Source organism: Lysinibacillus sp. NPDC096418, assembly GCF_044762775.1.
Lineage (GTDB): Bacteria > Bacillota > Bacilli > Bacillales_A > Planococcaceae > Lysinibacillus.
In genome coordinates this window covers 61,096-81,979 of the sequence record NZ_JBIWEY010000020.1, presented here as the reverse complement: position 1 = coordinate 81,979, position 20,884 = coordinate 61,096, and the positions used below count along the sequence as shown (strand labels likewise).

The window sequence follows — 20,884 nt, the reverse complement described above, 5'->3', positions numbered from 1 at the left end:
TAAACGGCTTAAGCCCTCTAGAATACAGGGTTCAAGCCGCTTAAAGTATTTTTATTATTTCCACTGTCTACTTGACAGGGAGCAGTTCAAAATTAGCCGAGCTGGTCTTTTTGTTAAATTATTGAGTTGCACTTTTTAAAACAAAATAAAGAAAAATTAGTTGAAATAATACAACATCTATAAATACTATACCCAAAATAGCGAATGATACCATTTTAATTTCAGGATAGCTGCCTTCAGCAAATACAAAAACTCCATTTAGCCAAGTACTCTAGTTTAGTTTGGAGTTACTTCCTAATCATGAAATACTTAAATTCTTTAATTTTATGCCTTTCCATAGCCATTGAAAAAGTACCTCTCATGACTAATACCTAATTAATATTACCTGTTGGGTATAATGTAGTTCCTCCAATTGAAACTTTTATTTCATTAGATAATGGAACATTGTATTCATCAATAATTGTTCTCCACCAATCCCATGCAAGACCTGTACATTCTCTTGCATAAATTCTTATGTTTTTTGAATTAGGCGGAAGTGGTATTACTGTAGAGAAATGAGCTGTTTTGTCTTTCCAGTTTCCTTCCCAAGTTTTATGATTTAGTACTTCTTCCCCATTTTCATCATATGAAAATTCATCCCAGGCTACTTCAAATTGAGCAACATATGCACCATAATGATCAAGGATGATGCTACCTTTAGAATATTCTGTAGTTGTCGTCTCGATATAATCTGTACTGTTATGAACAGCAGCAATTGAATTATCCTTTAAGAAAACACTAGTATATGAAATTGGGTATGCTGGATTTTTAAGACTAAATTCTGCATTATCTTTAATTATTTTTCTAATATCATTAAAGTCTTTTGAGACAACCTGATTATGCGCTTGTGAATCTCCGCCTAATACTACAGCAGTAAAGGAACTTTCTTCAAAAATATCTTTGTACTGTGAACTAGTCTCTACATTGGTATTGATATCATTCAGTAAGGCTTTAAAAGCAGCTTGTACATCCTTACTCTTAGAGCTTGTTTCTAATTTCACATAAATGGTTCTGCCATAAGCTACATTTGACACCATAACGGGAGGGGCATCATTACTTACCCCTTTACGGGTTAACTCTTCAAAAAGAACACTATCATCAAAAAGGTCTGATGGATTGTTTGGTAGTTCTGCACTTACGGTATAAAATATTTGTTTATATGCCGCAACCATCACTTTTTTCTCTCCGTTTGTAATCGCATTAAAGTCAATTCCTAGTGAATTGTCAAGAACTTTGGCGTTAACATTCAGAGTGCTAGCTATTTGAGATTTGCTATAAACCATAGATTCTGAATATTGTAGTCTTGCAGGTAAAGTATGGCTTGTTGAATATTTCTCACTCCATGTAGATATCAACTCATCTACTGTCCCAGACACATTACCATATGTTGGATTATCTACAGTCATAGTATTTTCTCTTTTCATGCCAGGTAAATCTATACTAATATTTAGCGGTTTTCTTTTGGCCACCAATAAACTAGGTTGATTGTCTGCAAAAGCTTTGTTTGCAAGTTGTAAGGCTCCTGGATAGGCACGATTCGTAATAGAATCGATAATTGAAATATCCACCGGTGAAGTTGTAAGTGATTTTTTGTTACGTTCAACCACTATAAATTTATTATTTGAGTTAATTCCTTCTTTTGGAACAAAACTATCAATTTTATCACCATTCACTGCTAAAACTTCGCTGCTATTGTAGTTCAAGTTTGCTATCCCAGTATCAATGTCATTAGATTTGCTTGTTTCACTAGGCAAATTAGTATCAAGTGGTTCAGCAAAGGAAATAATTGGATAATTTATAATGCATAAACTAACAGATAAACATACTAGAAATTTTATTACTTTAAAATAATTTTGAATCCTCAAAAAAACCACTCCTTTTTTAGGAAATTATACCATAGAAGTATTCGGTTTAAATACAGTAGTTTAGTTGGGTATTTGGTTTGTTACAGATCCAACAAGTGGTAAATATGTTATATTTGAATATTAAATGGAATGCAAAAAGACCAAGATAGCTTAATTGTCATCTTGGTCATGTTTATTCCTCTACTGAGATTCAACACTTTCTTTATTGGTAGAAATAATAAATAAGATATCAGGGTCAGAAGTAGAAATTGAAACTAAAGCATCGTCTTTTTTATATCGACTTCCCCAGTATTCCTCACGCTCTTTTTCTACTTCTTTTACTTTCTTCCATCCATTTATCATTAAGGTAATTTTATAATCAAGTGGAATTCCTTTGTTGGTGTGATGATGGAATCTTGTTGTAATTGCAATTGCACAAAAAATGTAATTCGCTTAAATAAAGTTTCTTCATGCCCTATTTGTAGTGGGAATGTTGTTCAGCCTTCGGTTCCTAATACTTTTACAACAGGAGCAATTTGGAGAAATCCAGCTACAGAGACGATCGTTGTTACTTTATTGAATAAAACTGATGCACCCCAAACAGTGACAGTATCAGTATTAGATTGGCAAAATTGTGCCCAAGAAGAGATGCCAAAAGAAGCATTCTTATGTGGAGAATCTCAACCTTCACTTTTTAATGGAACACCAACCCCTCTTACTTTTACAATTCCAGCAAAAAAACTACTTGTCGTTCATGCAACTCCGCAAAATGCTTGGCAACCAGCTGATCCATGTTATGAGGTACTAGTGACATTACCACCAACTGCTATTAATCCATTCTTGCCTGGTGACCCTATCACTCCAACGGATCCATGTATTTTGAATACTTGGGGAATTAATAATGCAGGTGTACCTCAGGAAGGAAACACAGTGTTACATCGCCAGTTTCAACGAACTATTTTCATTTGAAATTATGAAAGGTGAACTACTTAGTAATCATATATGAGAAGGGCTAGGCACTCAATTAATTAAGAGCCTGGTCATTTTCGTTTTTCCAAACAAAAAAGCCACTCGTATGAGTGACTTCTAATATAAATCTATTCTAATCCTATTTGAGTTTTATTCATTAATTTACCACTTTGAATAGTGATAGAAGCGTTAGAAAATGCTGTTTGACCAGCATAGGTATATATTTTTAGATCCCCAGACTCAGACATTAAGTCTCCTTCACCGCCAAGAATTTCAAATACTTGAGCTTCTGTCATGCCGTTTTCAAGTTTATTAAATTGGTCAATTGTTATTTTAACATCTGAAGAACCCATACCTATTTGAGTTTTGTTTATTAATTTACCAGCTTGGAACATCATATTAGCTGCAGATAAAGTCCCATCAGTTTCAAATTCGTACAAAATAGTATGATGCGGTTCACCAGCTGTGCCAGTTTCAGAAAGGACTTTTCCTTCAGAGCCAACAATCTTAATTACTTCTTCATATGTCATACCTTCTGTGATTTGTTTAAACTTTTCTTCTGTTAATTTGTTTGATGGGGTTTCTTCTTTAGTAACTGGTGCAGATGTTTCCTCTTTTGGAGATTCCTCTACAGACTTATCATCCTTTTCCTTAGAAGTATCTTCTCCACATCCTGCTAACCCTAGACTTAATACTAATGCAGCACTAAAAATTAATTTTTTCATATAAAACTGTCTCCTTTTATAATAAAAATGTGTAACTGAATATAACTATACCAAAATTGTTAAATTGTGTCATTTGGAAAAATGGAAATAAAAAAAGACAACTGATATTAGTTATCTGTCTTAAAACAATTTTTTTATTGTCCGTTTCAATGACGGTTTACGTAGTTTCTTAATTAATGGCTTAGGTTTCTTAAACTTTATAGGCTTAACTCCAAATGCTTCGTACAATTCTTTCTTCGCTTGTTTCTTTAATTGACGTTTCTTATTACTAATCAACTTTTTAAGCATGGTTAGCCCTCCACAATCCGAAAACCTATCTTTTAACTCTTATAATCTTTTAAGTTTTAAACATGCAAATAATATTATGAGTCTTGAAAATTAATTAGCTTTGCAAGCTGAAAAGAAAAAGGACTGGATGAATGAGTACCAAATGATGCTATTTGATTTCATGCATTCATTACCATTAGCAGATAACTTGAAAGACGAATTACACAAAGTTGTATTGGCTGCTCAAGTAAAATCTGTGGAGGACTTTGTAAAAGCTAAAAATGTACTGTTTAAAATTGCTACTGATATTGTGGATGGCACATTGACAGTAACAAGTACATTACGTGCGGTATTTACAGGTGCATTTAACAAGGCTACGGAGCGTTTAAGTAATAAGGTGACTAATTCATCATCTATAGAGAAGCTCCATCTAAAGAACGTACAGTACCGTTTTATAACTGGCTTAATGAGCGTGATAGTAGTCCGCAAATAAAATAGTAGCAGACCGTGTAATATAGAAAATTGGCTTGAATGGTAGGAGGGAATAAGAATGGATAAATTTATACCATACGTAAATACATTGGGTGATGACGGGATTTGGAGAAAGACATATTACCCGAATTTGAAATTAACAATCAAACGATTAAAAGATTGTAGAGCTGAACGTCGTTTATCAATAGAAGAATTCAGTAAGTTAACACTTATAGATAAGGATAATTTGATGGATATTGAAAGTGGTGAACCTTTGATGAGTCCAAGCTTCCTGAAATTGATTGCTGACTTCTATATGAAACCAACCGATTATTTCTTATGTGCTGATAATAGCGGTGATGAACAATTAATTTTAGATAGAAGGAGATGGGAAGGTATGTCGCATTTTGAGTATATGGAACAACAAGGGCAGTTAAATATATTTGATTTTCTTTCGGTCCAGGAATTGGACAGTGGACCGATTACGAACAGAAAGCCTTCCACAGTTGTGAATAAGATTGTTGATATAAAGAAGTATAAAGGCGCAAGTAAACGAGGATATATCGTTCGAAGGTAAAGAATAAAACGGATCGTACAGTTAAATGAAAAACAAGCTGATCTCCTTAGAGTCAGCCTGTAAATTATTATTTTCAATCAGCAATTTTAATAACGACCAATGATGGTTTTGTATAATCGATGTTTCCAGAGGCACTTAAGACCCTAATGCTAAGTCTATCATCTTTGTTTAATCGTAGTAGTACTGTATTTCCTATGGTGTTACCCATAAATGAGGATATAGCGGGAACGACGGCTCCGTTTGCAATTTCAATAAAGGTTCCAAATTCGCTGCCAGGCACAAAGAATTCATCGTTGATGAACAATCCAAGCCGTACACTAGTAGCTGAAGCAGTACTGGTACTGTCCGAAAGTTCAACTAAGATGTTCATATTGATTTCGTATACGCCACCGGTGGCAACTTGAAGATCGGTAGTACTATTAGGAATTGGGGCAGGATTTACATTCAATGACGGACCAGGTGTCGAGAAATTAATTTTCTGCCCTAAATCAGGTGGTGTAACTGGAGTTATAATTGCGCCTAATGAAGAGAGATTGTAAAATGATCCATATGCTTCTTTTGGCGGTTCTGGAATAGGCGGTATACAGGCCGCGTCAATAGCCCTGAACGGTCTAACCCCAGTGCAATTGAATTTTTCATTACTGCACCGTCGACAACCACAACCTGATTGATGACATCCATTATTATTTGATTTCATATTAACACCTCCTTTTTTATATCATTCTATTCAAGCATGTTATTAAACGGATGTGTCACTCGACTATCTAGTGTCCGAAAGAGGTGCTTAAATTAAATAACCATTTATAAGACCACTCCATAATGGGTGGTTTTTTTATGTCGCAATGGTAAATGGAAATATATATCCAAATGAATTGTGTATGGGGTATTATTAAACTATTGTTTCAGGGAAATGAATGGGTGTATTTTTAAAAAAATGAAAGTAGTCAGATATATCTCTGTTTTTGTAATTGCATTTATAGTTGAGGGAGTCTTGTGAATGGTAAAGGTTCAAAAGAATAAATCGAAGTTAGATACAATAATAATAATTGCTATTGTTTTTTATTATCTGCTCGGGAAATCGCTAAGTAATTTTTATAATTTCTCTGTTACGATGAATTATATTTACTGTGCTATACCGTATCCATTTGTTATGCTGTACGTTTATAGATTCAAGAAGAGTAATAAACCGAGGCTTTAGTTGAATAAACCAATAAAAAGACCACTCCGTGATGGGTGGTCTTTTTATTTATTAATTATTATTGGTTGATATTTACATATGAAACAGTAAAATAACATTTAAAAGAGGTGATCTTTCATGAATGAACTATTAGAAGTTGCAGAAGTAGCTAAAAGACTTAAATGCAATAGAAATAAGGTTTATAATCTTATTAAAAGTGGTCAACTAGTAGGATTAAAACTTGGTCGAATGAAAGTATCAAATATTGAACTTGATGGTTTTTTAGTCAGAAACGCTGGTAAGGATTTAACAGATTCCTTTAACGTTAAGGAATTATAAAGGCGAAGAAATATGCATACTCAGCATCTAAATGTAACTCTTTCAATTCCAATACCAGAAGATATGGTTTTAATCAAAAAAGTTGAACTTGAGAAATTACATGAACAAAGTTTGACTGGTGTTTATTGGACAATGAAAGACCTGGAGCAAAGTACCAATAAAAAACAAGTGTGGCTAAAAGAAAATATCCTTTATCCTTCTAAGTTTAGGAAGCAATTAGATGTAAATTGTGGAGGGTTTTTATATTGCGTCGAGAGCTAGGTAACGCACAGTTTTTTATGTAAGCAAGCTATTCTAATAATTGACCAACAAAAAAAGAATGAAGCAATTAACCCCAATCTCGCTTAACATAAAATATAAAAACTTGCCCCCGACAACGCTATTTTAGGTAAACCGTAGTCAGTGATTTTGATAACCTTAGAAAAGCCTTGTAAACCTTGATATAACAACACTTTTAAAAAAATGGAGCCGGATTATACAATATCCGACTCCATGCGCACATAACCTTTTAAATCATCGAACACTTCTAAAGTGAATGAATTTGAATCTGCTTGGGGGCTTACTCCTTTTTGCACAAATTGAAGGAATTCATCAAGCGCTTTTTTTGAACCTTCTACTTCTACCTCGATCTGGTCTTTATCATTCAAAAGACAGTAGCCCTTTAACCCAAGTTCAATTGCTTTTTGTTTAATAAAAAAGCGATAGCCAGTGCCATATACATCTCCAAAAAACTTAATCAATGCGCGTTTATTCACACTAAAACCTCCTACTATAAGAAGAGGGGTATACCCTCTTTAATTACTGCATCACACGTTCTTTTTCTAACAGATTAATTAAGTTATTTATGAAGTATAGTACACGCTCAGAAGCTTGATCTACTTCTTTTAAATGCATTTCTGCTTGTTGAATATTACCAATAGCATGAGCTTCAGCGGCCAACTTAGCCGATTCATGAACACATGCATGGTATTGATCTAAATCACGGTAATCTTGTAAATGTCCGAAGCGTTCGACTGTTCTACTATTTGTATACCATTTCCCAAGGCGACAATCTTTATGAGATGAAACATCGCTAGGTTTAACGTTTTCAAGTCCTAGGAACATATTGTAGACGCGCCATTTCCATAAAATATGGTCTGCCTTTGATAGTTGTAATAACGCAATAGAAGAAAGCTGTACGTTATTATTCGCAATTATATCATTGCGGAATCGATTAATTTCTTGCCCTAGTAAGTGAATATCACTAGATGTATTTTGGCTATATTCTCGATTGTCATCTTGTAGGTTTGAAATTTCAATCATACGAGCAGATACTTCATCAATGGCAGCAGCTTGCTCTTGCGAAATGGCTGCTGTATTTGTTACATCTAAGTTAATGCTTTCTATAGTACTAACAATAGCATTAAGTAATGGTAATGATTCCTTAGCGTCAACCGTTGCTTCTTTAATAATAGCTGTTGTTTCAGTTATTGATTTGGATACATCGTTAGAGTAACTCTTTAAATGATGAACATTCGAAGAAACTTCACTCAATGCAGATACAGTATTCTCAGCAAGCTTTCGCACTTCTTGCGCTACAACAGCAAAGCCTTTCCCATGTTCGCCAGCTCGAGCCGCCTCAATGGAAGCATTTAGAGCTAGTAAGTTTGTTTGATCTGCGATTTGGTTTATAAGAGTAACAACATTTTCGATATCATTTACACGTTTTTGTAGTTCCGTAAATGAATGAACAATTGTCGTAAATGTTTCCTCTGTTTTGAAAATTTCTGTTAATGCAAGTTCAATCGCATTTTTCCCGCTTACAGCATTATCGACAGATTCAGTTGTTTTTTCAGAAATTTGCGAAGACATACGCGCAACATCATTTATTGAAGCTGCAATTTGTTCGGTTGCTGCAGTAGAAGATTGAATTTCCTCATTTTGTTTATCTAGACTAAATACTAGATCTTTCATATACATTATTTTTGCATTGACGTCCATAAGTGAGGAAATTTCAGACACGACATTTTCGATTATTCGCTCAGTTAGAACTTCCACTAATAGTTCTTGGTCGACATTTACAGCTGATTGGAAGGATTTCATATACTCAAAAGCTTTATAGGGTTTAAGTCCAAAGTTATGTAAAATATAAGTAGTAATATAAAAAGCAAATTGATTGAATACGACAATTAGTTTCCCAGGCTCATACTGATTTTGTCTAAACAGGTTGAAAAATTTCACCGTTTCATCTACATAATTATCATCCCTTGCGCCAAGGAAGAACTGTGACAAGTATCGATTTATATTATCATCACTGATTGTTTGTTGAGAGGAGGGTGAAATTTCACTCAAGTAGTTTTTAAAAATACCAGCCATGGATGGGGTAGTATCTTTTAATGTATCAAAAAGTGTCTTTAAATTTTGTTCATCTTTAGCGTTAAAATTATTAAAAGCTAGTGTTTTTTTGAAACGGCCTGTGGCACTTAAATCAGTTCCTCGCTTTAACAATTCATCAAGTTCTGCCTTAGGTCGAATGCTTGAAAACATAGAAAAAACCTCCCAAAGTAATTATTGCATAATAAATTCATAGTAGCATATTTCAGAGTGTTTTAATAGACATTTCACATGTCTTTGCTAAAATGGAAAGTACTCTATAACAGCAAGGAAAGTGGCGAATCTATGTATACAATACTTTACATGAAAGCAGATTATGAGCCTTGGTGGAAATTTGACGGCTGGCAAAAATTTATCGTTACAGATGAAACATTTGAAACAAAAATTTTATTTGAACATGCACTGCAAAAGAAATTGAATGAATTTCGACAAGCATATGAACATGAAGATAGTAAAGAAGGGAAGTATTGGGCCTTTTGGTCAGAGGAAGAGAGCTTTTATTGTGAAGCTTGTGATGATGATGCCCAGCTATATCATGGAATTGTTGCGATTGAAACGAAAGAATTGAAGAGTTATAATCAATAACATTTTAACAACCTTAATGGCTAAGTGTAGCTCATCATTATAACTGGGGGGTCTGCTCAGGCTGAGTGTTTTCCGGGGGGCGTCTGATGAGCAGATTCACGCGGCAAGCCTTGCTTCAATCAAGGCGGATTTTAAAATCAGTAAGTACTTTAATTAAATGGTATGCCAGACTTTTATTGATGAACCGTAAGTGTGGGAGTTTTGGTTATTATTTGAAATTCAAAGCGGATAGGACCTTTAAACTATGTAGCCAATTTAGAAATTTTTCTCCAAAATCACTAAAAATTTTTATTCATCATTTGACATTTATATGGATAATGTTTATACTAAGCTTAACAATAAAATTGCTTCACCGTAAACAGCATGAATTCACATATTACAAAAAGTGATCGCGTTTGTTCGGTACTCTTTGTAATATGTGAATTTTTCATTCGTTGAAGAAATTACATATTGTTCACTTTTATTTTTTTGGAGGTTTTCTTACATGAAACAAGGTACAGTAAAATGGTTTAACTCAGAAAAAGGTTTTGGATTTATCGAAGTTGAAGGCGAAAACGATGTATTCGTACACTTCTCTGCAATCCAAGGCGAAGGTTTCAAAACTCTTGACGAAGGTCAAAAAGTGGAATTCGACGTTGTTGATGGCAACCGTGGACCACAAGCTGCTAACGTAACTAAACTTTAATTCTCTGCAATTAAAATTACATTCGTTAACTTAAGACATCCTATTTAATAGGATGTCTTTTTTATATACATAAATACCTCTATTATTTATCAATTCGCAACCACTTTTAATGCATTCTATGTATAATTACGTATGTTATTACAATTTGAGGTCAATTCACGACTTTGATAGTTGAAACTGGTTGATGACCATGCTTGTTTTTATTAAAGAATAGAGTGCATAAGGAAATTGACGTTTGACGATAATGGTATTAGGAAAAAAATGAAAAATTTAAAGGAGGACGTGTACTTTGAATGAAATTGAAAACATACCAAATGAACAAGAGCAACTTGATTTCTATAATAAGCTACGTGCAAAACTAATCCAGTTTCTTTCCTCGAAAAAGGGAAAGAGCAATAAATTTACTAAATATTTATTGTTTGCACCGGATCTTTTTCATTTAATGATAAAAACGATGATGGATTCAGATGTAGATAAAAAAAGTAAAGCATTAATAGGAGGAGGGATTGCCTATTTCATGATGCCATTTGATTTTTTACCAGAAGGATTGATTGGTTTCGGGGGGTATATGGATGATATTGTGATAGCAACAATGATCATTAATACATTAATTAATAAGTTAGGGCCTGGTGTAATTGAAAAGCACTGGTCTGGTGATGAGCAACTTCTGAATGTATTGCAAAAAGTATCGGAAACAAGTGACCAAGTTGTTAGCAAAATTCCAGTAAAATCAGCTATTGCAAATGTAATAATACGAGAGAGTAAAGCAAAGTAATAATATTATGTAAACTACTTAAAGAAAACGCCACTTCATTTGAAGTTGGCGTTTTCTTCATATTTAATAGTTACATTATTAGCGTAAACGATGAAGTACTTGTATTGGTACAAATAAACCAACACGACCATATGGCTCTTGCTTCATTGTGGCAAATATTACACCAATTACTTGTCCTTCTTCATTAAGAACAGGGCTACCACTGTTGCCTTTATAAACAGGTGCTTGTATCATCATCACAGGTTCTGTCCAATCATCCAATAAAATTGGTTCAAGTAGTGTACCTTCATTCGCAATGCCAGTAAAGGCGAGTGGGTTCCCAATAAAATTCACTTGCTCATTCTTTATAAAACTAGGATTTTGAGCGAGTTCAAGTGCTGGGAAGTCATCACCTGTTACTTGAAGAATGGCTAAATCTACATCGGGATAGCTTTCAAGTAACTCTGCTTCAAATATACCTTTATCAGGGAATACAATAGACAAGGTTTGTGCATTATCAACGACATGTTCATTTGTCACAACAAGACCATCTTCAGAAATCGCAAAACCTGTCCCTTTGCTGGAGCCCGTAGACACTTCAACCACAGCTTGCTTATATTGCTGAATATCTTCTTGTGCAGATAGCCTAGTCGATACTTTTAAAAATTCAATTGCAGGAATCGAGTAGATCTGGAATAGTAGGGCAAAAGTATTGAAAAATAATACAAGAGCCATACTCCAAACAATCCATTTTACAATAGGTTTTTGTTTCTTTGGCTTTTTGCCATGTAGTCGTTGTTCGCGATCTTCTGCCAATGCTTTTTGCTGCTCGGCAAGGACAAGTTCTATAAACTCTTCTTCCGTTAGTTCCTCATCGTTTGTCTGCTTATGTATATCAGTCATCATGGCCTCCTTACTATTACTTAGTAAAGACGCCCAAGATTAATAGATAAAGGGCGCATTTGTTATATGATGCTTTACGTTTTAAATATTATAGTAGTTTTCATTATACGAAAACTTTCCTGATTATACGAATATTAAGATAGCCAGCGTTCAGTAAAGTGTATTTGTTTACACGTGGCATCCACGTGAACATGTAATCCTAGTGGTATTGCGTGTAAAGGATGGGTATGGCTACAATCTACATCTGCTAATACAGGAATTTGACGGCCATCTAATTGCTCGATTAAGACATCATAGGGTTTACGACCTGTCCCTAAATCATCGTATTGCTCGTGTTTGCCTAAAATGATACCTGAAGCCATATCAAAGAAGCCATGAAGCTTTAGCATAGCAAAATTTTTCTCAACAATATCAATTGTTTTCGATGTGTCCTCTAAAAGTAATATATCACCCTTTTTAATTGTCGGAAAATAAGGTGTGCCGATAAAACCGTACATAGTATTGATATTTCCTCCAATTAATCGACCTATAGCAACGCCTTCTTGGGCAGTAATCCAATCATTTTTGTGTTGTGTTTTCTCAGTGGTTTTTTCGAGCCAATTTATACGGTCATCTGTCCAAATAGGTGGAATTGGCATCTTATACGGGAGTTCATGTTGTTGCATGAACAGTTGCTTGAAATAGTGTTCTGTAAAGTCGACAAACGGAGGGAATTCACCTAAAGTCGATGCTACAGATGGGCCGTAAAAGACAGGTATACCGGTTTTGGCATACATGGCTAGTAAAATTGCTGTAACATCGGAAAGTCCCATGAGTATTTTAGGATTTTCTTTCAATGCCTCATAATCAAGATAGGGTAGGATACTGTTGGCATTTGTCCCACCCATTGACGGTAGAATCATTTTCACTTTTGGATCACGTAGCAGTATGTTCAACTCTTCGGCACGTTCTTTTGGTGTTCCCGAGCGATAGTAATCTGCTTTACCAGTTAAACTGCCTTCTTTTATGATAAAGCCAAGTGCTTGAAGGCGGGCTTTTCCTCTTTCATAACGTGCTTTAGCGGTGAGGGAAGCGGGTTTTGATGGTGAATAAATACCGATTGTATCACCTTGTTTTAATGGGGAAAACATAGAATCCTTCTTTCTAATTGTGTAAGTTTATGCCATTATACATGAATAAATAGTGATATGTGCCAACACACGTAGTTTGTCGAAGAGATGGTGAAATTGACTGAAACTTGGAACTATAGTAGAAGAACTTGTATTATTTATAATATTATTATGTAAACTAAGTTCGATAACTTGCTAGATAAATTGGAATTTTATATGATAGAAGAGAAATAGCAAACAAGGAGGCAATTTAATGTATCGTCAAGTAAATGATTTTCTAAAAGATTGGTCGGCAGCTGCAACGGGTACAGCTCAAGTAATGCAGGCAATGACAGATGATAAGCTAGACCAAAGTATTGTGGAGGGGCATAGTTCACTAGGTTGGTTAAGCTGGCATTTAGTAGGTGCTACAGGCTATTTTAGTTATTTAGCGGGCCTACAAGTACCAATGATTAGCCAGGATGCACCAATCCCTTCAACTGTTGCTGAAATTGTTGCTGCATATGAAAACGTAGTTAAAAGTGTGAAAGAGGAAGCGGCTAAGCTTTCAGATGAAGATCTTGTAGAGGAAGTAAAAGGCTTTACTGGACCAATTGCCAGAGGTGAACTTTTACGTACACTAATTGATCATCAGACACATCATCGCGGTCAAATGACTGTACTACTGCGCCAGGCAGGCTTACCAGTACCTGGTGTTATGGGTCCTACAAAGGAAATGCAATAATCATGAAAAAGCGGCGGATACATTACGTATCTGCCGCTTTAATTTGGGTTGTGGTTTTGTTAAATTTCTAATTTTAAGAGAGGTCATTTTAAAGTAGTAGAAATGTAAAGGTCTCTTCATGTGGAACGAGGCTTTGTAATAGTTAGCTAGCACTTCTACGGATTGCGTCAATCTTTCTACAATCTACAACAAGAGGTACATTACCTGCAGCTTCCACTTCAAGGAAGTGAGCACAGCAATTGCATTCATCTAAGCTAATAAATATTAAACCAATGAAACTAACACCGCTTGATAAGAAGATATCAACTAAAGTACCAGCTTCTAATTTTCTTAGTTGATTACAAATGCAACCACCACAGTCATTATTGTGTTTTTTCTCGCATTTGTTTTCTTTTTTACAGTGACATTTTTCTTCTTTTTTACAGTGACATTTTTCTTCTTTTTCCCAACATACTTCAACCATTTTACAAACTTTGTCATCTTTTTGCTCGTGTTTTACTTCATGTTGGCAACATCTATTATCCCATTTCATATGCTTCATAAATCTTTTATCATTCATCTTCTAGACCCCCTTTCGTAATTAGTAATGTAATGCGCGCCTTACACTAATAATCTATGTTTGAAAAAGAAAGTTGCATGGTAATTTGTCCGCCAAAAAGATTAAAAACTCTTTTTTTTTATAAAAAAACGGATATTGTATTTATACCTACAAAGAATGGGTGCTATGTGAGTGGAATTTTAAGGGGTCTGACAAGATAGACTAAAGCCTTTCATCAAGATCATTTTACTATAATTGCCTAGTGGAAAGCTGAAATAGGTTTGATGACAATAAACAGTATGTATTTGTGCGAAGTCTTCATATTCGATTTCAATCTAAGATGAATAAAAACTTTTCACATCAAATTTTTGTTACATATTACCATTATACTGTCTTATGATTGGTCTGGAGGTGTGGTTTATGTATAGTATTCAAAATTTTAAACAGTTGGCTGATTTAAAAGAAGAATTAGAGTCATTAAAATCCAAGACAAATCAAATTGTCGAAAATGAAGTACACCCTGCGATGGAAAGTGCCATAAAATTATTGTACAAAGAAATGATGAAGTATTTAGAAACTAATGGTTTAGAAGTGCTAGATAACGGAAATAGTTTTGTAGCTAGTTATAAAAATGGAACAATTAGAGTAAGTTTAATAGGAATATTACGTTCTTTAAAAATTACCGTAAACTCTCAAGAAGTTGACAAAATTGATGCTACCGTTATCCCTGAAAGGTTCCAAACGGCTAAAGCACCCATTAACCCAGATGAATTTGAAAAAGAAATAGACGATATCCAAGAAGAAATTGAGAATTATAAAGCGTTGTTGTATAGTTATTCATCTCTTAATGTCGTATATAAAAATAAATCAAATATCGTTTTTGCTACCGCTGAACAGCTCATTAAAGACTATTTTGGATGAATAACTTTTATACAGAGGGAGTGGGCTTATGTTTCCAACTTTAAATACAAATCGCTTGTTATTACGAGAACTTACAGAAGCAGATGCTTTAGATGTTTTTATTTGTTTCACTAATCCGGATGTTTTGCGATTTTACGGGCAAAGTCCATTATCGAATCACAATCAAGTAAAACAAATAATAAGAAGCTTTTCCATGAACTATGAAGATAAACGAGGTATTAAATGGGGAATTGCAGTAAAAGGAGAACCGGGGATTATTGGAACAATTGGTTTTCAAGAGTGGTCCCAAGAACATAAAAGAGCTGATATTAGCTATGCACTGGTCCCTGAACAGTGGGGAAAGGGATATGCAATAGAAGCGGTTAAAAAAGTAATCTCCTATGGCTTTCAAGAGCTTAAGCTAACGCGTATTGGTGCAATGGTTTTTACTGAAAATGAATCATCTATTAAATTGCTAGAAAAATTAGGTTTTGAAAAAGAGGGCATTTTAAAAAATTTTATGTATCAAGATGATGTACCTAATGATACGAATATATATTCTTTAGTAAATCTGAAAACAATATAAGCTGCTTATTATGACAGCGAAACACATTATTGAGTAAGTCCTGGCCTATCTACCTGAAAAGTCAGGACTTTCGGATTATTTGCCGCCTCCTTGTTTTTTCTTCGCCATTTTAATTGTAAGGACAAGAATGTTTGTTCTATAATCGTGTGAAAAGGGGGAACATGGTTGAAAGAACAGTTATTAAAAGCGATGCGACGCCATCAGATGATGAATATGATCTATCTGTCAAACCAGGGGGTAATATCAAAGAGGTGTGTTAAAATTATCAAGGTTGACAGCCATTCATTTCAAGCTTACTGCTATACAAGACGTGCAAAACGTACTTTTATAATCGATAATGTTCTAGCCATATGTCCAATTGTAGAAAAGGAAAGGGAGATCATTTAATTTTACATGTGGAAATCATCAATAATCTGAAAACTCGATCAAGTTCTCTGCTGCCTCTAGAGTGTAAACTGACATAATCGAATCATTTTTATAAAATTTAAACACCTATCAAATCTTAAATTACATATGTGCAATAGAGGTAAAACTTAATAAATATAGAATACTAACAATAATCATTAAAAAAGGTGGTTTAAATATGAATAGAATCAATCTTATTACCTTAGGGGTAAGGGATATTAGCGTATCTTTAACTTTTTATAGAGATGGCTTAGGGTTTCAAACATCAATTACTGAGGAAAGTCCTGGAATTGTTTTCTTTAATAATGCAGGGTCAAAACTCTCCTTATATCCTCTAGAGGAGCTATCAAAAGATATTAAAGAAAAAGAAATGCCAAGTAAACAAGGATTTTCAGGTATTACTTTAGCGTACAATGCTAAGTCAGCCGAAGAAGTGGATGAAATCATGGGGAAGGCTGAAAAAGCTGGAGGCACAATTGTGAAAGCACCTCAAAAAGTTTTCTGGGGAGGGTACAGCGGTTATTTTTCGGATCCAGATGGCTACTATTGGGAAGTCGCATACTCAGAGGACTGGACTTTTGATCAAAATGATATGCTGGTTATTGAATGAGGTAGGGGATTTGGAAAATGGTTTAGTGGACCAATGATGCTGAGTTATTTTGTTATTTTCTTTTATATAACTTATTAGAACTAGCATTAGAAGCGAGTTTAAGAATAATTATATTTATATCCAATAAATTTACTGTTCATTTCTATTTTTATCATTAAAGCCTTATATCACATGAAAAAAAGAAGCTACTCGATAATGAGTAGCTTCTTTAATCTTATATACAGTATATATCAATGGAAAAGAGAATTATTTTAATCCTTCTTTATCTTTCCACTCAAGAAACTCATCGTAAGTTAATTGTTTGTCTAAGATAGAGCCGTCTTCACGGATTTCGATGACACGATTTGCAATTGTTTGGATGAACTGGTGGTCATGAGATGTGAAGATCATTGCGCCTTTGAAGCGGATTAATCCTTCGTTTAGTGCTTGGATTGACTCAAGGTCAAGGTGGTTCGTAGGCTCATCTAGTAAAATAACGTTTGCAGTAGCAAGCATCATTTTCGAAAGCATACAACGAACTTTTTCGCCCCCTGATAATACAGAAGGAGATTTTTTCACTTCTTCACCAGAGAATAGCATACGACCTAAGAAACCACGTAAGAAGCTTTCAGTTTCATCATCAGGTGAGTATTGGCGTAACCATTCTACTAATGATTTCTCTGAACCTTCGAAGTATTTATCATGATCATTCTCAAAGTAGCTTTGAGACGTTGTTACACCCCATTTGAATGTACCAGCATCTGCTGTTCTTTTTTCCATTAGGATATCAAGAAGGGCTGTTTTTGCCAGTGGGCTACCAAGTAAAATGATTTTGTCTTCTTTGTTCATCGAGAAGCGAATATCTTTAAATAGTGTTTCACCTTCGTTACTTGCTGTAAGATCTTCAACTGTTAACACGTCATTACCGATTTCACGACCTGTTTGGAAGTTGATGAATGGATATTTACGGCTAGATGGTTTAATATCATCCAGTTCGATTTTATCCAACATTTTTTTACGAGAGGTAGCTTGGCTTGATTTAGAAGCGTTCGCAGAGAAACGAGCAACGAATGCTTGTAGCTCTTTAATTTTCTCTTCTTTCTTCTTGTTTTGATCAGCCATCATTTTTTGTGCTAATTGGCTAGATTCATACCAGAAATCATAGTTACCAACGTATAGTTGAATTTTACCGAAATCAAGGTCAGCAATATGTGTACATACTTTGTTTAAGAAGTGACGGTCATGGGATACAACAATAACCGTATTTTCAAAGTTGATTAAGAATTCTTCTAACCATTGAATGGCTTTTAAGTCAAGGTGGTTGGTAGGCTCATCTAGTAATAATACGTCTGGCTTACCAAATAGAGCTTGTGCTAATAAGACTTTGACTTTGTCAGAACCTTCTAGGTCAGCCATTAGCATATAGTGAAGATCATCACCAATTCCTAAACCATTTAATAATGTTGCCGCTTCTGATTCAGCTTCCCAACCATTTAGGTCAGCGAATTCACCTTCTAATTCAGCAGCACGCATGCCGTCTTCATCAGAGAACTCTTCTTTAGCATAGATTGCGTCTTTTTCAGCTTTTACTTCCCATAGACGTTTGTTCCCCATAACAACTGTATCTAATACGTTGAATTCATCGTACTCGAAGTGGTTTTGTCTTAATACAGAAAGGCGCTCGTCTTTGCCCATAGATACGTGGCCTTCTTGTGCCTCGATATCACCAGCTAAAATTTTTAAAAATGTTGATTTACCAGCACCGTTAGCACCAATAAGGCCATAACAGTTCCCTGGTGTAAATTTAATATTTACGTCATCGAATAATTTACGGTCGCCATAGCGAAGACCTACATTACTTACTTGGATCATGTAAGTTCCTCCTTTTTTCACAATGCTTCTAGTATAGCATGAACTATGATGCATAGTCTATAAACATTATTAAACCAACGTTTATAGTCAGTGAAAGAAGAGTGATTAAGTGAAACAAGAGAATTGAGAGTGGAATTAGAAAAATAGTACCAGTTATTTTGTGTGTATTTAATTGTGTCTAGGGAGAAAAACAGGTAAGTAAATAAATTCGATTTATCCCTAATTTATTACCTTTTAATTTCGCTATAAAGGGGAGATGTCACATGTCCAGAAAAGTAAAAGCGTTAAGAATGGGTGATGTGGGTTTTAAGCCAAATTTAAAAGTTTCTTCAATAGAACAAAAGGATACTGTACAAAAATCTGACTCCATGTCAATTCAGCAAGCAATTGTAATTGTAAATAAGCAAATGGAGTTACAAAGATTAAGACCTAAAACTTTGTTGGTGTACAATTCAACGATGCAAAAGTATGTAGAGTTTTTATATCTTAAAACAGTGGATGATATCAATAAAGAAGGATTTATGAAATGGTTAGAATCACTTAGCCATTTAGATAAGGTAACACAAGCCAATAGGTTTAGATTTGTATCAGCAATATTAACGAGGTTTTATTTAGTTAGTTCATGCCAAATGTATTTGTAAATCGGTCTTCCTAACGAATCTTCACCAGTAACTATCCTCTCTTGATGCCAAACTTTTAAGTAAGCATTACAAAATGAAGCAGTGCTTTTATACTTGGCATGACGTTTCAATACTGTATCACCAGTTACTAAGTAGTGATTCCCTTTCGAGCCAAGCGTGTTAAAACTTGAAAGAGCTGTAGACTATGGATCAAACCAGCCTATTAATGTAGTGAGTTGGGAATACTATTTCGAGATACGAGATACGAGATACGAGATACGAAAGAGAATCGAGATATATTTAATACTAATTCCGTTTTCGAATATGATAATACTTGGTACAAGGTTATCTCTTCTAGGTTTAATAAAGTTGGCTTGATCGCTTTGAATGTACAAACGACAGTCTCACCAAAGACGGTCAAATAAAAGTAGGGTGGGGGTGGTAGGCTGTATATGAATGGTAATTTTATATATGAAACGATACCCCAAAAGAGAATTTTTATCAGCCCACCATACTACTTTTCACACGCACGGAAAAATCCTCGCTTTACAGCACGGAAAAAAACAGCGCAGAACTGACAAGGTGAAACACCACCTCAGACAGCAATAATGTTCCTATCAGCTCCGTACTTTCTACAGGTACTCAGCTATCTGATCCCACCATTAGTGGTATCTGCTAATCCGATTATTTATCGGATCAACTACGTGACAATATGTAACTCAGTGAAACTGACTACGAACAATCATCGTAGCCAAAACAGCCACGCAGGTACTGACAGAATTTCCGAACCTCTAACTGGCCAATCACCTAACTTATCAGATCTCGATTGCTCTCAGCTCAGTCTGACAGTATCGGTATTCCATTTACCACCTGTTGTTGGTAGAATATAGGTATCGATATTAAGGGGAAGTGTGTATATGAAGAAATTATTACCGATTTTAGTTGTAGTCATGTTATTTGTTGCAGTTGGAACTGGATATTTTGCCTATAGTGCTTATAAGGATAATGTAGATAAATCTGTTCCAGCATCTACTTACAAAGATACTGAAATGGAAGCGGAATTAGATAATAAAGAAGTGGAAACTAAAGTAGAAGATACAAAAGATAAGGGGAAATCTAACTTAAATAATTCTCTATCAATTGAATTAATAGAAATAATTCATAGAGATCCTAGTCAGGATGGTGTGTATGATTATAGGTTGGGTGCCAAACAAATAATTACCAATCATACTGATAAAGATATTAAAGGTTTTATAGGGGAAACCTATTTTTATGATATGTTTGGAGAACTGATATTTACAATTGATTTGAAGTACGAATGGAAATTGATTCCTGCAAATGATTCGATTGAATTTTATGGCGAGGCTGGATTAAACCAATTTAAAGATGGAGATATGAGGTTTTTCTACTTACCTTTTGAAAATATGACTTTTGATTATAAAATATCTTCAATAATTTTTAATGATGGTACAACAATATCTGAATGAATTAATTAGAGGGGTAACACCCTCTTTTTTTATGGCTGTTTTCGTATCTATTGTGCTTATACTGTTTTCTGTTGTTGATTTTCATTATCCTTAGCATAACCTTTTAAAAGGGGTCGTAAAATAATCAAGCCCACCATCAGAAAGGCATTCAATGTTGAATTTTCAAAAATAAAAATACAACCAAATGCTATCAAAGAATAAATGGACATTATTATGTAGGCTTTTTTATATGTCATATATCCTCAATCCTTTTTACTAAACTGCTTTGTTGAAGAACAACAATCCTTTAGAAAACAGCCTTTTTTATTGATTAGAAACTTGAATCCGTAGCAATAAATAGTGTATA

At 34.5% G+C, this 20,884-nt stretch carries 26 protein-coding genes and 1 pseudogene; 15 read left to right on the top strand and 12 right to left on the bottom strand.

The window, feature by feature from the left end:
- Positions 1-371: 371 nt before the first annotated feature.
- Together ACIQZG_RS15175 and ACIQZG_RS15170 are read right to left on the bottom strand one after the other, a co-directional pair.
- Positions 372-1,904, bottom strand: a complete 1,533-nt coding sequence (locus tag ACIQZG_RS15175) for a thiol-activated cytolysin family protein (protein WP_402756326.1) — start codon at positions 1,902-1,904, stop codon at positions 372-374.
- Between the two features lie 180 nt (positions 1,905-2,084).
- Positions 2,085-2,246, bottom strand: a complete 162-nt coding sequence (locus ACIQZG_RS15170; RefSeq protein WP_402756325.1) for a hypothetical protein — start codon at positions 2,244-2,246, stop codon at positions 2,085-2,087.
- A gap of 213 nt (positions 2,247-2,459) precedes the next feature.
- Between ACIQZG_RS15170 and ACIQZG_RS15165 the strand changes: the two genes are divergently transcribed.
- Positions 2,460-2,852 (top strand): hypothetical protein, encoded by a 393-nt coding sequence (locus ACIQZG_RS15165; RefSeq protein WP_402756324.1) that lies wholly within the window; start codon positions 2,460-2,462, stop codon positions 2,850-2,852.
- Between the two features lie 128 nt (positions 2,853-2,980).
- On the opposite strand, the gene ACIQZG_RS15160 is transcribed toward ACIQZG_RS15165, so the two are convergent.
- Both ACIQZG_RS15160 and ACIQZG_RS15155 read right to left on the bottom strand, forming a co-directional pair.
- Positions 2,981-3,577, bottom strand: coding sequence for a hypothetical protein (locus ACIQZG_RS15160; RefSeq protein ID WP_402756323.1), 597 nt, complete (start codon positions 3,575-3,577; stop codon positions 2,981-2,983).
- Between the two features lie 120 nt (positions 3,578-3,697).
- Positions 3,698-3,865, bottom strand: a complete 168-nt coding sequence (locus ACIQZG_RS15155) for a hypothetical protein (protein WP_402756322.1) — start codon at positions 3,863-3,865, stop codon at positions 3,698-3,700.
- A 100-nt stretch (positions 3,866-3,965) separates the two neighbouring features.
- Between ACIQZG_RS15155 and ACIQZG_RS15150 the strand changes: the two genes are divergently transcribed.
- Both ACIQZG_RS15150 and ACIQZG_RS15145 read left to right on the top strand, forming a co-directional pair.
- Complete coding sequence (locus tag ACIQZG_RS15150) at positions 3,966-4,337, top strand: hypothetical protein (protein ID WP_402756321.1); 372 nt, start codon at positions 3,966-3,968, stop codon at positions 4,335-4,337.
- A gap of 57 nt (positions 4,338-4,394) precedes the next feature.
- Entirely contained in the window at positions 4,395-4,892 is a 498-nt protein-coding gene (locus ACIQZG_RS15145; RefSeq protein ID WP_402756320.1) for a helix-turn-helix domain-containing protein, read from the top strand.
- Between the two features lie 73 nt (positions 4,893-4,965).
- Here the strand turns inward: ACIQZG_RS15145 and ACIQZG_RS15140 are convergent, their stop codons facing one another.
- Positions 4,966-5,589 carry a hypothetical protein gene (locus ACIQZG_RS15140; RefSeq protein WP_402756319.1) on the bottom strand — a complete coding sequence of 208 codons (624 nt, stop codon included), beginning with the start codon at positions 5,587-5,589 and terminating at the stop codon, positions 4,966-4,968.
- A 618-nt stretch (positions 5,590-6,207) separates the two neighbouring features.
- Here ACIQZG_RS15140 and ACIQZG_RS15135 point away from each other — a divergent pair.
- Entirely contained in the window at positions 6,208-6,408 is a 201-nt protein-coding gene (locus ACIQZG_RS15135) for a helix-turn-helix domain-containing protein (RefSeq protein WP_402756318.1), read from the top strand.
- A gap of 12 nt (positions 6,409-6,420) precedes the next feature.
- Positions 6,421-6,654, top strand: a pseudogene (locus ACIQZG_RS15130) (DUF771 domain-containing protein); the annotation flags it as partial.
- Between the two features lie 227 nt (positions 6,655-6,881).
- Here ACIQZG_RS15130 and ACIQZG_RS15125 read toward each other — a convergent pair.
- Together ACIQZG_RS15125 and ACIQZG_RS15120 are read right to left on the bottom strand one after the other, a co-directional pair.
- The gene (locus ACIQZG_RS15125; RefSeq protein WP_402756317.1) at positions 6,882-7,163 is read right to left on the bottom strand and encodes an acylphosphatase; all 282 of its coding nucleotides are present in this window, start codon (positions 7,161-7,163) and stop codon (positions 6,882-6,884) included.
- A 43-nt stretch (positions 7,164-7,206) separates the two neighbouring features.
- A complete protein-coding gene (locus ACIQZG_RS15120; protein ID WP_402756316.1) occupies positions 7,207-8,934 on the bottom strand; it encodes a methyl-accepting chemotaxis protein in 1,728 nt (575 codons plus the stop codon).
- Positions 8,935-9,066: 132 nt separating this feature from the next.
- On the opposite strand from ACIQZG_RS15120, the gene ACIQZG_RS15115 reads away from it, so the two are divergent.
- From ACIQZG_RS15115 to ACIQZG_RS15105, 3 genes are all read left to right on the top strand, one after another.
- Positions 9,067-9,366 (top strand): DUF1033 family protein, encoded by a 300-nt coding sequence (locus tag ACIQZG_RS15115; RefSeq protein WP_402756315.1) that lies wholly within the window; start codon positions 9,067-9,069, stop codon positions 9,364-9,366.
- Positions 9,367-9,850: 484 nt separating this feature from the next.
- Positions 9,851-10,051 carry a cold-shock protein gene (locus tag ACIQZG_RS15110; RefSeq protein WP_402756314.1) on the top strand — a complete coding sequence of 67 codons (201 nt, stop codon included), beginning with the start codon at positions 9,851-9,853 and terminating at the stop codon, positions 10,049-10,051.
- Positions 10,052-10,340: 289 nt separating this feature from the next.
- Entirely contained in the window at positions 10,341-10,826 is a 486-nt protein-coding gene (locus ACIQZG_RS15105) for a YkvA family protein (RefSeq protein ID WP_402756313.1), read from the top strand.
- Positions 10,827-10,904: 78 nt separating this feature from the next.
- Here ACIQZG_RS15105 and ACIQZG_RS15100 read toward each other — a convergent pair whose 3' ends face one another.
- On the bottom strand, positions 10,905-11,708 hold the full coding sequence (locus tag ACIQZG_RS15100; protein ID WP_402756312.1) for a S1C family serine protease: 804 nt from the start codon (positions 11,706-11,708) through the stop codon (positions 10,905-10,907).
- Positions 11,709-11,842: 134 nt separating this feature from the next.
- Positions 11,843-12,838, bottom strand: coding sequence for a S66 family peptidase (locus ACIQZG_RS15095; protein WP_402756311.1), 996 nt, complete (start codon positions 12,836-12,838; stop codon positions 11,843-11,845).
- Positions 12,839-13,070: 232 nt separating this feature from the next.
- Between ACIQZG_RS15095 and ACIQZG_RS15090 the strand changes: the two genes are divergently transcribed.
- Complete coding sequence (locus ACIQZG_RS15090) at positions 13,071-13,541, top strand: DinB family protein (protein WP_402756310.1); 471 nt, start codon at positions 13,071-13,073, stop codon at positions 13,539-13,541.
- Positions 13,542-13,683: 142 nt separating this feature from the next.
- Here ACIQZG_RS15090 and ACIQZG_RS15085 read toward each other — a convergent pair whose 3' ends face one another.
- Positions 13,684-14,100 (bottom strand): hypothetical protein, encoded by a 417-nt coding sequence (locus tag ACIQZG_RS15085; protein WP_402756309.1) that lies wholly within the window; start codon positions 14,098-14,100, stop codon positions 13,684-13,686.
- A gap of 399 nt (positions 14,101-14,499) precedes the next feature.
- Between ACIQZG_RS15085 and ACIQZG_RS15080 the strand changes: the two genes are divergently transcribed.
- The 4 genes from ACIQZG_RS15080 (at position 14,500) to ACIQZG_RS15065 (ending at position 16,580) form a co-directional block, all read left to right on the top strand.
- On the top strand, positions 14,500-15,000 hold the full coding sequence (locus ACIQZG_RS15080) for a hypothetical protein (RefSeq protein WP_402756308.1): 501 nt from the start codon (positions 14,500-14,502) through the stop codon (positions 14,998-15,000).
- Positions 15,001-15,028: 28 nt separating this feature from the next.
- Entirely contained in the window at positions 15,029-15,565 is a 537-nt protein-coding gene (locus ACIQZG_RS15075; protein WP_402756306.1) for a GNAT family N-acetyltransferase, read from the top strand.
- A gap of 165 nt (positions 15,566-15,730) precedes the next feature.
- A complete protein-coding gene (locus ACIQZG_RS15070) occupies positions 15,731-15,952 on the top strand; it encodes a transcriptional regulator (RefSeq protein ID WP_402756304.1) in 222 nt (73 codons plus the stop codon).
- Between the two features lie 196 nt (positions 15,953-16,148).
- Complete coding sequence (locus ACIQZG_RS15065; protein ID WP_402756302.1) at positions 16,149-16,580, top strand: VOC family protein; 432 nt, start codon at positions 16,149-16,151, stop codon at positions 16,578-16,580.
- A 246-nt stretch (positions 16,581-16,826) separates the two neighbouring features.
- Here the strand turns inward: ACIQZG_RS15065 and ACIQZG_RS15060 are convergent, their stop codons facing one another.
- The gene (locus tag ACIQZG_RS15060; protein ID WP_402756301.1) at positions 16,827-18,431 is read right to left on the bottom strand and encodes an ABC-F family ATP-binding cassette domain-containing protein; all 1,605 of its coding nucleotides are present in this window, start codon (positions 18,429-18,431) and stop codon (positions 16,827-16,829) included.
- Between the two features lie 263 nt (positions 18,432-18,694).
- Between ACIQZG_RS15060 and ACIQZG_RS15055 the strand changes: the two genes are divergently transcribed.
- Positions 18,695-19,072: a hypothetical protein gene (locus ACIQZG_RS15055; RefSeq protein ID WP_402756299.1), complete on the top strand. Its 378-nt coding sequence runs from the start codon at positions 18,695-18,697 to the stop codon at positions 19,070-19,072.
- 896 nt (positions 19,073-19,968) lie between these two features.
- The gene (locus ACIQZG_RS15050; protein ID WP_402756297.1) at positions 19,969-20,538 is read left to right on the top strand and encodes a hypothetical protein; all 570 of its coding nucleotides are present in this window, start codon (positions 19,969-19,971) and stop codon (positions 20,536-20,538) included.
- 56 nt (positions 20,539-20,594) lie between these two features.
- On the opposite strand, the gene ACIQZG_RS15045 is transcribed toward ACIQZG_RS15050, so the two are convergent.
- Positions 20,595-20,774: a hypothetical protein gene (locus tag ACIQZG_RS15045; protein ID WP_402756295.1), complete on the bottom strand. Its 180-nt coding sequence runs from the start codon at positions 20,772-20,774 to the stop codon at positions 20,595-20,597.
- Positions 20,775-20,884 lie beyond the last annotated feature (110 nt).